Annotated in this window: 7 protein-coding genes; 3 read left to right on the top strand and 4 right to left on the bottom strand. The window is 73.0% G+C overall.

Features of this window, described 5'->3' with window-relative positions; translation table 11 throughout:
* Positions 1-78 precede the first annotated feature (78 nt).
* The 3 genes from EMA17_RS21775 to EMA17_RS21765 all read left to right on the top strand — a co-directional run bounded on the left by EMA17_RS21775 (position 79) and on the right by EMA17_RS21765 (position 5,879).
* Entirely contained in the window at positions 79-2,118 is a 2,040-nt protein-coding gene (locus tag EMA17_RS21775) for an alkaline phosphatase family protein (protein WP_246126810.1), read from the top strand.
* Positions 2,119-2,291: 173 nt separating this feature from the next.
* On the top strand, positions 2,292-3,374 hold the full coding sequence (locus EMA17_RS21770) for a WxL protein peptidoglycan domain-containing protein (protein WP_126638752.1): 1,083 nt from the start codon (positions 2,292-2,294) through the stop codon (positions 3,372-3,374).
* A gap of 39 nt (positions 3,375-3,413) precedes the next feature.
* Complete coding sequence (locus tag EMA17_RS21765; RefSeq protein WP_126638751.1) at positions 3,414-5,879, top strand: hypothetical protein; 2,466 nt, start codon at positions 3,414-3,416, stop codon at positions 5,877-5,879.
* Here EMA17_RS21765 and EMA17_RS21760 read toward each other — a convergent pair.
* The 4 genes from EMA17_RS21760 to EMA17_RS21745 form a co-directional block, all read right to left on the bottom strand.
* Positions 5,863-6,306, bottom strand: a complete 444-nt coding sequence (locus EMA17_RS21760) for a GNAT family N-acetyltransferase (protein WP_371863025.1) — start codon at positions 6,304-6,306, stop codon at positions 5,863-5,865. The two genes, EMA17_RS21765 and EMA17_RS21760, sit on opposite strands and share 17 nt — an antisense overlap.
* Positions 6,307-6,422: 116 nt before the next feature.
* The gene (locus tag EMA17_RS21755) at positions 6,423-8,030 is read right to left on the bottom strand and encodes a glycoside hydrolase family 13 protein (protein WP_126638750.1); all 1,608 of its coding nucleotides are present in this window, start codon (positions 8,028-8,030) and stop codon (positions 6,423-6,425) included.
* Between the two features lie 58 nt (positions 8,031-8,088).
* Entirely contained in the window at positions 8,089-8,940 is an 852-nt protein-coding gene (locus EMA17_RS21750) for a sugar ABC transporter permease (protein WP_126638749.1), read from the bottom strand.
* Positions 8,940-10,550 (bottom strand): ABC transporter permease subunit, encoded by a 1,611-nt coding sequence (locus EMA17_RS21745; protein ID WP_126638748.1) that lies wholly within the window; start codon positions 10,548-10,550, stop codon positions 8,940-8,942. Before EMA17_RS21745 ends, EMA17_RS21750 begins: the two co-directional genes overlap by 1 nt.
* Positions 10,551-10,567 lie beyond the last annotated feature (17 nt).

Genomic DNA, 10,567 nt, shown 5'->3' with positions numbered 1-10,567 from the left:
GGCCCGGCGGGTCCGCGGCGGATTGCGCCCGCCTCGGACCGACCCCACTCCGGTTCATCCACCGAGGGAGTTATCGCAGTGTACGGATCCATTCGCGCCCGGCGCGGCCTCGCGGCGACCGCGGTCGCCGCGTTCGCCGTCCCGCTCGCCCTGGCCGGCGCCGCATTCGCCGCGTCCCCCGCCGCCGGCGACTCGACGCCGCCGTTGCCCAACGGCACCAAGAAGGCGAAGACGCTGGTCATCGGCATCGACGGACTGCGCTTCGACAAGCTGCAGAGCGGTGACGCGCCCAACCTGAAGGCGCTCATGGCCGGCGGCGTGAGTGCGCCGAGCAACCTGTACGCCCAGCCGTTCGCGCCCACCGTCTCCGGCCCCGGCTGGTCGACCATCGCCACCGGCGTATGGCCCGACAAGCACGGCGTGCACGACAACACGTTCGCGGGTTCCCGGTACGACAAGTACCCCGACTTCGCGACCCGTCTGGAGACCGCCGACCCGACCGCCTCGACCCTCGTGGTCGGCGCGTGGGAGCCGATCGCGTCCACGATCTTCTCGCCGAAGGTCGACGTGCGCGTGCCCACCGGCGAGAACGACGACGTCGCCGCCGACACCACCGCGCGGTACCTGTCCACCGGCAACCCCGACACCGCGTTCATGCACCTGGACGCGGTCGACGGCGCCGGCCACAACAACGGCGGCACCAGTCCCGAATACGCCAAGGCCGTCAAGGACGCCGACACGCGCGTGGGCAAGGTGCTGGACGCGCTGCGCGCCCGCCCGACGTACGCCCAGGAGGACTGGCTGGTTCTGGTCACCGCCGACCACGGCCACACCGACTCCGGCGGCCACGGCGGCGCGACCCCGCAGGAGCGGCAGACCTTCGTCATCGCCAACGGCGCCGGCCTGCCCGCCGGCACCGTGCGCCACGACGTGCGCCTGGTCGACATCGCGCCGACCGTGCTCAAGCACGAGGGCGTCCGCATCGACCCCGCGTGGGGCCTGGACGGGCAGCCGATCGACGAGATCAAGCCGGACGCCTTCGACACCCTGCGGCCGACCCTGTCCGAGCGGGTCGACGAGACCGGCATCCCCGCCGGCGTCAAGGGCTTCACGCACACCGCGCCCGACGGCTGGTCCATCGACAACTCCGCGATGCCCACCGGCGGCATGACCGAATGGCGCGGATGGTCGTTCGCCACCGACGAGTTCTTCACCCGCGCCGAGGGCGGCCAGGCCCGCGAGGGCAACGTCCGCAGCCGCAACGTGTTCGCCGTCGCCGACTCCGACGAGTGGGACGACAAGGCGCACGCGGCGGGGCAGTTCGACTCGACCCTGGTCTCCCCGGCCCACCCGGTCCAGGGCAAGGCGAAGGTCGACCTGAGCTACGTCACCGACTACCAGGTGGACGGCCCGCAGACGGGTGACGTGTACGTGTCCTGGGACGGCGGCGAGCCCAAGCTCGTCAAGTCCTACCGCGCGGACACCAACCAGGTCGAACGCCTCACCCTCGACGTGCCCGCCGACGCCAAAACGGCACAGGTCCGCTTCCGCTACACCGGCACCAACAGCCGCTTCTGGGCGGTCGACCAGGTCACGCTCACCGCGAGCGGCAGCACCACGCCGGGCGGCGGCGACCCGCTGTCGGGCAGCCAGATCATCACCACCACGGTCAAGAGCACCGGCGCCCTGACCATGACCGCGGCCGGCGGCACCGTGACCCTGCCCGCCCCCGAACTCACCGCCTCCGGCGACCGACTGGCCACCTCCGGCGCGCTGAACACCGTGCAGGTCACCGACCTGCGCGCGGCCGACCCGGGCTGGAACGTCAGCGGCCAGGTCACCGACTTCACCACCGCCCAGGGCGGCACGGGCTTCGACGGCTCGGCCCTCGGCTGGACCCCGAAGGTGGTCAAGGCGGGTGACGGCCAGCAGGTCACGGCCGGCACCCCGATCGCCCCGGCCGCCGACGGCGGCGTCAAGACCACCCGCACCCTCGGCCGCGCCGAGGCGGGCCACGGCCGGGGCACCGCCGTCCTGGGCGCCGACCTGAGCCTGAACCTGCCCACCACCACGGCCCCCGGCACGTACAGCGCCACCCTGACGGTCACCGCGATCTGACCGGCAGGACCCGAACCCACCAAGGCGGCGCGGGGCACACCGACCCCGCGCCGCCCACGGCCACCCGGCACCCGGGCGCCACGAGGCGAGGCGGCCACGCCCGGTCGCGAAACGCACGTGCGTCACGGGCCGCGTAGCCGGCCGCCCCACCCCCGGGCCCCGAACGGAACCTCATGCCCCACCGCCCGACGCGCCGCTTCCGCCGAGCCGTCACCTCCCTCGCCGGCGTCGCCGCGACCGTCGCCTGCCTGTTCACCCCCACCGCCGCCGCCACGACGGCACCCGCGGCCACCGACGCCGCGCCCCCGCCCGCCACCTGGTCCGTCCAGCCCTCCACCGAGCACGGGCCCGACGACCGTCCGGCCTTCCGGTACGCCCTCGCCCCCGGTGCCCGCCAGGTCGACTACGTCGCCGTCACCAACGTGGGCGACGAGCCCCTCACCGTCGACCTCTACGCGCAGGACGCCTTCACCACCGCCTCCGGCGGCTTCGACCTCCTCGCCGGCGGCCGCCCCGCCGCCGACGTCGGCGCGTGGATCCGGCTCAAGGAGAGCCGGATCACCGTGCCGCCGCACACCCGCAGCGACGTGCCGTTCGAGCTCGCCGTCCCCGCCGACGCCTCCCCCGGCGACCACGCGGGCGGCATCGTCGCCTCCCTGGCCGGCCCCGGCCGGGACCAGGCCGGCAACCGGGTCGTGGTCGACCGCCGCGTGGGCACCCGGATGTACCTGCGCGTCGACGGCCCGCTGCGCCCCGCGCTCACCTCCGGCGGCCTCAGCGCGAGCATTCGCACCTCGCTCGACCCCCTCGACGGCGCCCTGAACGTCACCTACACCGTCCGCAACAGCGGCAACATCCGCCTGGGCGCCCGCCCCGACCTGACCGTCCGCGGTCCCTGGGGACTGACCGGCACCCACCAAAGGCTCGACCCGCTCCCGGAGTTGCTGCCCGGCGCCTCGCTCACCCGAACCGTGCGCGTATCCGGCGTGACCCAGGCGTTCCGTCTCGACGTCGACCTCGCCCTGCACCCCACACCCGTCCCCGGCGGCTCCCCCGACACGGGCCCGACCACCCACGCCCACACCAGCGTTCGCGCCATCCCCTGGAGCGCGGTGGCCACCGCGGCCGCCCTCCTCGCGCTGATCACCGCCCGGCTCCTGTACCGCCGCCGGCGCCGCGCGTCCACCCGCCCGGCCGAGAAGACCTCCCAAGCACCAACACCCCACCCCGAACCGGAACATCAACCCATCGCGTAATGTCCCCAGGGCCGCACCAGCGCCCCCAGGAGGCCCCGCATGCACGAGACCGGCACACCCGGAACCGCCGCCATGGTGGCGCTCCGAAACGTCGGTCGGGGCCGATCCGGCGCACTGCTCCGGCGACTGGGCGGCTCCGGCCTCCTGGCCCTGCGCCGTGCCCGGTCGCTGCCGCGTGCCCTGATCGAGGTCGTGTTCGAGACCGACGACACGGACCTGCTCCGGGCGTTGGCCGGGAACCCCGGACTGGACCACGACACTCTGCTGCGCCTGGCCCGACTCGGCCGCCCCGCCCTGGCCCGCACCCTGTACCGGCCCACCAACCCCGAGCGGCACGCGGTCGTGCTCCGGCGCGCCGTACTCGCCGCCGCCGATCCCGCGGATCCCGACTGGCGCGCGCCGCACGGCTTCGTGCCCTGGCTGCTGACCCGGCATCACGAACGGCTCCTCGAACCGGCGTTATGGGCCCCCTTCGGCGAACTGGTCGCACACGCCCTGCTCGAACTCGGCCCCGACCTCCCCCCGGCCGTGGTCGCCGAACGCCACCGCGCGCTGCGCTCCCTCCTCGACGCGTCCGCGTTCGCCCGCTTCCGCCGGGCGGCCGGCGACCTCGACCACGGCGACCTGCTCGACCGCCTCGACGACCCGGCCGCCGCCGAGGGCCGGCAACTCTCCTCCCCCACCGACCTGTTGCTCCTGCGCATCCGCCGCGCCAAGGGCCCCGTCCCGGTCCCGCCCGACTGGTCCGCCGCGCGCGAGGAGCACCTGCGCAAACCCTTCCCGTCGTCGGTGACCGCGGTCCTCGCCCGATGGGCCGACTGTCCCGACGAGATCGTCCGGGACGGCGGGCGATCCGCCCGCCCCACCCTGCGCGCCCGCGCCTTCCGCCTCCCCGCGACCGCCCCGGCGGGCTCGGGCCGAAACTTCGACCACGAGCGGGAACACGAGCGGGACCACGACCTCGACCACGACGAATGGGAATGGACCCCGCTCCTGCGCCGCGGCCTGCGCCGCGGCCGATTCACCGCGTCCGCGCTGCTCGACGAGGCCGGACCGGCCGTAGCGGTGCTCCTGGCCCTGCCCGACGAGGACCCCGCCGTGCACGCCGCCGTGCGCGAACTCCTCGCCCCCCTGGGCACCGACGCCGACGCGTGGTCCACCGTCCTCGCCGAACTCCCGCGCTTCCCCGGCACCCCGGCCGCCCTCGTCGCTACGGCCCTGGCCGGCTTCGCCCCGAACCGGGCACGAACCCGCCCCTCCGGCGGCGACCCCGCCCGCATCCTGCTGTTCCGCTGCGCGAGCAGTGCGCAACAACACGCGCTGGTGGCCCTGCTCGACCCGCCCGCACTGCGTCCGCTGCTGACCGCCGCCCCGCCCGACCGCGCGTTGCGCGAGCGCCTCCGGGCCGTGCACGGGCCCGCCGCGAACCTGATCCTGGCCGTCTCCGCCGAGCAACCCCCGGAGACCGTCGCCGAGTTACTGGATCTCGACGACCCCGCGGTGAACGCCCTGCTGTTCCACCGCGCCCGGCTGGACGACACGATGGTGACCCGCCTGCTGTCCGGCGCGGACCGTACGGGTCGCCCCGGGACGGTCCCGCTCGCCTCCGCCCTGCTCGGCTGCCTCGAACGCGACGAAGGGCCCAACAGCCGGCTCGCCGTCGACGTCGCCCCCGCCTCGGACGACCCCCGCGTCGCGCGGATCGTCCTGCGTCGACGTGCCCTCCACACCGAAGCCGGTCGGCTGCGCGCGTTGCTCGACCGGTGGCGGGACGCCGGCCCCGACGGCGTGCGTGCCCTGATCGACGAGGCCACCCGCCACGGCCTGGAGGACTCGCGCAACCCCTTCCCGGCCGAGACCGTCAAGCTCGCCCGCGCCGCCCTCGACGACGTCGACGGCCCGGCCATCCTGCACGCCCGGCTGGCCGAGGTGACCACACCGGCGGCGATCGTCACGGCCCTGCGCGGCCCGGCCCATGCCGCCGACCTCGTCCTCGCCGAGTGCGGGCCACCGCCCTGGGACACGCTGATCGAGACGCTGACCCGCGACCCCTGGCCGGATCAGGTCCGGGACGCGGTCGTCGCGCACCCGGACTGCCCGCGCGAACTCCTGCTCGCCGGGCTGGCTTTCGCGCCCGAGCAGCCGCAACATGTGCGCGCGTGGGTGTGGGCCGCCCTGGATCGCGGCGCGTTGACCGTCGAGGACGTCGTGCGCACATGCCGCCCGGCCCGCGTCGCGTTCGACCTCCTGGCCGGCTCGGCGATCATCGAGGCGCCGGCCGACCGCCGACCCGCGCTCGACCCGTGGCGACTGCCCGACGAACTGCGACCGCGTCGCCTCCGGGCCCGCCTGGGCACGGACCCGGAGGCCTGGACGGTGGCCGTACGACTGCTGCCCGACTTCTCCGGCACGCTGCTCGAACTCCTGGACACCGCGGTAGCGATGGCGGCACCCGTCAGCCGAGCGACACCCGCCGACCCGACGCCGCTCAGCCGAGGCGTTTGACGAAGATGTACTCGACACTGCCCGGCGGGTAGTCCCGTACGGTGCCCACGTGTTCGTAGCCGTGCTTGCGGTAGAAGTCCGGAGCCTGGAAGTCCCAGGTCTCCAGTCGCGCGTGCCGACACTCCCGCTCGGCCGACGCGATCTTCTCCGCCCGCTCCAGGAGTTCCGAACCCAACCCGGCGCCGCGCAGGCGCGCGTCCACCCACAGCAGGTGCACGTGCAGCCAGTAGGCCCAGGTGTAGCCGGTCAACCCGCCGACGAGATCACCGTCGTCGTCGCGGGCGTAGAGCTGGAGGGGTTCCTCGTTCTCGGCGGATGTCCCGCGCAGGGTCGCCAGATTCGGTGCGACCGCCGTATTGGATTCGGTGAGCATTCGCCCGAGCCAGGCTTCGCGTTCCGGGTCCACGATTACTTCGAACTGCGCCACCCGCCCACTGTAGCCGCACCCTTGGGCCCCACGACAGCGGCCGATCGGCGGCGACTGCCACCAACGGGAAGCCGCCGCCGGACCGCCGGACCCGCCGAACACCCGAACCGCCCCGCTCAGTCCCCGTCCACCGCGTACCACACCGCCGTATCGCCCGGCAGCACGCCGGCCCCGAGCAGTTCGCCGCTCGCCAGCAACACCGGACCGTACTCGGGCAGCCGCACCGGCTCCCCGCCCAGGTTCACCGCGCACACCGGACCGGCCCCGCGCCGGAACACCAGCGTGCCCTCCGGCGACGGCAACCACCGCAGTTCCGCGCCGTCACCGAGGTCCGGGTGCGCCCGACGGATCGCCAGCGCCGACCGATACAGGGACAGCGTGGACGCGGGATCGTCCCACTGCGCCTCGACGCTCAACCCGGCCCAGTCGCTCGGCTGCGGCAGCCAGGTCGGCGCACCGCCCGGCGCGCCGAATCCGTACGGCGCCCGTCCACCCGACCACGGCAGCGGCACCCGGCAGCCGTCCCGGCCCCGCTCTGCGTGCCCGGACCGCTCCCACCTCGGGTCCTGCAACACCTCGTCCGGCAGGTCCAACACCTCGGGCAGGCCCAGTTCCTCGCCCTGGTACACATAGACCGACCCGGGCAGCGCGAGCGTCAACAGCGCGGCCGCGCGGGCCCGCCGCAGCCCCGTCTCCCCGTCGCCGTAGCGCGTGACGTGGCGGTGCACGTCGTGGTTGGACAACACCCAGGTCGCGGGCGCACCGACACCGGCGGCGCCGGCCAGCGAGGCGTCGATCACCTCGCGCAGCGCGGGCGCGGCCCAATCGGTGCCCAGATAGTGGAAGTTGAACGCCTGGTGCAGCTCGTCCGGGCGCACATAGCGCGCGGTGCGCTCCGGACTCGGCGTCCATGCCTCGGCGACGGCTATCCGGGCGCCGGGGTATCCGTCGAGGATGCGCCGCCAGCCGCGGTATATCTCGTGCACCCCGTCCTGGTCGAAGAACGGCAGTTCGGCGCTGCCGAGCAGTTCGATCCCGGCGCCGCCGCCGATGTCGGGCAGGCCCTCGGCCTTGACCAGGCCGTGCGCGACGTCGATCCGGAAGCCGTCCACGCCCAGGTCCAGCCAGAAACGCAGCACGTCCTCGAACTCGGCGTGCACCTCGGGGTGTTCCCAGTTCAGGTCGGGCTGCTCGGGGGCGAACAGGTGCAGGTACCACTCGCCATCGGGCACCCGGGTCCAGGCCCGGCCGCCGAACACCGACTCCCAGTCGTTGGGCGGAAGTTCCCCGTCGGCGCCACGACCGGGACGGAAGTGGTACCGCTCACGGGCGGCCGATCCGGGGCCGCCGGCCAGCGCCTCGACGAACCAGGCGTGCGCCTCGGAGGTGTGGTTGGGCACCAGGTCGACGATCACCCGCAGGCCGTGCGCGTGCGCGTCGCGCAGCAGCGCGTCGGCGTCCTGGAGCGTGCCGAACAGCGGGTCGACGGCCCGGTAGTCGGCCACGTCGTAGCCGTGGTCGGCCTGCGGGGAGGCGTAGAACGGGGTGAGCCAGACGGCGTCCACACCCAGTTCGCTCAGGTAGCGCAGTCGGCTGCGCACACCGGGCAGGTCGCCGATCCCGTCGCCGTTGCCGTCCGCGAAGCTGCGCACGTACACCTGGTAGATCACCGAGTCGCGCCACCAGCCGGTGGTCGTACGGGTGTTCGTGGTCGTGACGGTCATCCGAAAGCTTCCTTCGAGGGAGAAATCACACAGAGACGACATGAACTCGCGCGCCGGGTCAGTTCTTCACCGCTCCGGCCGTCAACCCGCCGACGATGAAGCGTTGCAGGAACTGGAACAACACCAGCACCGGCAGCGCCGCGATCAGCACACCCGCCGCGAACACGCCCCAGTTGCGGCCCACTCCGTACGAGATGAAGTGGTAGAGCCCGACCGCGAGGGTCTGCTTGTCCGGGTCGTTCAGGACCAGGCTCGCGATCACGAAGTCGTTGAGCGTGGCCACGAAGGACAGCAGGGCGACCACGGCCAGTACCGGTGCCACCAGCGGCAGCACGATCCGGAAGAACACCTGGGCGTGCGAGGCCCCGTCGATCCGCGCCGCCTCGTCCAGGTCGCGCGGCACGGTGTCGAAGAAGCCCTTCATCAGGTAGGTGTTCACCCCGAGCGCGCCGCCGAGGTAGATCATCACCAGGCCCAGCCGGCTGCCCAGGCCGATCGCCGGGAACACGTCGTCGAAGCTGGACAGGAGCAGGAACAGCGCGACGTACGCCAGCAGTTGGGGGAACATCTGGACCAGGAGCAGCGTGGTCAGCCCCGCCTTGCGCCCCCGGAACCGAAAGCGCGAGAAGGCGTAGCCGGCGCACGCGCCCAGGAACACCGACCCGATCGCGGTGGCCAGTCCGACCGCCATCGAGTTCAGGAACCACTTGCCGAACGGGTGCAGCGGGTCGTCGAACAGTTCCCGGTAGTGCGCGTCGGTGCTGTCCGAGAACAGTTCGTTGGATCCGGTCAGGGTGCCGCTGGGGTTCAGCGACGCGGACAACACGAACACCAGGGGGAAGACGGCCACCACGACCGCGAGCACCCCGATCAGGTGCCGCCATCCGGTGCGCGCGAACCAACGGATCATCAGGACTCCTCGAACGCGCGGCTGCGGCGCAGGCCGACGACGGAGATCGCGGCGACCACCACGAAGATCAGGATCGACACGGCGCAGGCCATGCCGTATTGGCGATTGCTGCCGCCGAAGGCGAGTTTGTACACCAGCGAGATCAGCAGGTCGGTGGAGCCGACCTCGATCGGCGCGTCGGGATCCTTGGGACCGCCGCCGGTGAGCATGTAGATGACGTTGAAGTTGTTGAAGTTGAAGGCGAAGGTCGCGATGAGCATCGGGGTGACGGCGGTGAGCAGGAGCGGCAGTTTGATGTGCCGCAGGATCTGCCCGCGCCTCGCGCCGTCGATCCGCGCCGCCTCGGTGACCTCGGCGGGGATGGCCTGGAGCGCGCCGGTACAGATCAGGAACATGTACGGGAAGCTGATCCACACGTTGACCGCGAGCACGCTGAGCCGGGCCAGCCATGGATCGGTGAGCCACGGGATGTGCGCGCCGTCCAGGAGCGAGACGTTGACGTAGCCGTAGTCGGTGTTGAGCAGGCCCTGCCAGACCAGTGCGGCCAGGAACGCCGGGAAGGCGTAGGGCAGCATGATCAGCGAGCGGTAGATCCGGTGTCCGCGCAGCCGTTTGCCGTCGAGGACCGCGGCCAGGACCAGCCCGATGGCGAACGGCACCGCGACCGAGATGCCGGCGAAGACGAACGTCCACACCAGCACGCCGAGGAAGGGTCCGCGGATGTCGCGGTCGGTGAGGATCTTCTCGAAGTTGTCCAGGCCGACGAGGACCTTCCAGCCCGGACTGAGCCTGGTGCCGTCGGCGGCGGCGAAGACGCCGTCGGAGGTGGGTCGATAGACCTTCCCGGTGCTCCGGTCGGTGATGGTGTCGGCGCCGCGGTCGTAGTCGAGCGTGGATCGGTAGGCGGCGGCGCTGATCCCGTCGGCGGTGCGCAGGCTGCCGCTGTTCGGGTCCTCGCTCGCGGGCACCCGCAGTTCGCTGATCTCCTTCTGCCGACTCGCGATCTGCGCGTAGCTCAGCCGGTGCCAGCCGGGCGCGGCGACCGCGCGGCCGACGGAGTCGTACACCGGGTCCGCGACGGGCTCCAGCGGGTGCCCCGCCCAACCGAGGCGGACACCCCGGTCGGGCAGGGTCACCAGCAGGCCGACCCGGTCGCCGCGGGCGACGACCGTGGCCGGGCGGACCGGCGAGTCGGGTACGCGGGTCTCGCTGTGCGCGAGGATCGCCGCGACGGCGTCGGGCTTGTCGCTGTTGTGGCCGTCGCCATAGTTCGTGAAGGCGGCGAACCCGGTGTAGAACACCACGTACACCTGGTACACGAGCAGCAACGCGACGCCGGGGGCGAGGTATTTGGCCGGCACGTGGCGTTTGCCGGCGTAGATCACGTTGACCGCGACCGTGCCCACGAGCAGGGCGCCGAACATCCCCCACTTGTGCTGCGCGGCCAGTGCGAGGAGCCCGTAGACCGCGAGGGCGTCGACGACGGCGAGCAGGACGATCCGCACGGCGAGGCCGACGAGGCCGCGGTGGGCCGGGGGGTGGCCGGGGTCGGCCGGGGGTCGCCGGCCCGGTGGGGTGCGCGGCGGCTGGGTGGGCAGGGTCTGGGTCACGGTCTCGGTCTCTCCTC

The organism is Embleya hyalina (assembly GCF_003967355.1).
Taxonomy (GTDB): Bacteria; Actinomycetota; Actinomycetes; order Streptomycetales; family Streptomycetaceae; genus Embleya; species Embleya hyalina.
The sequence above is the reverse complement of the archived record's forward strand: the minus strand, read 5'-3'. Positions and strand labels throughout refer to the sequence as shown.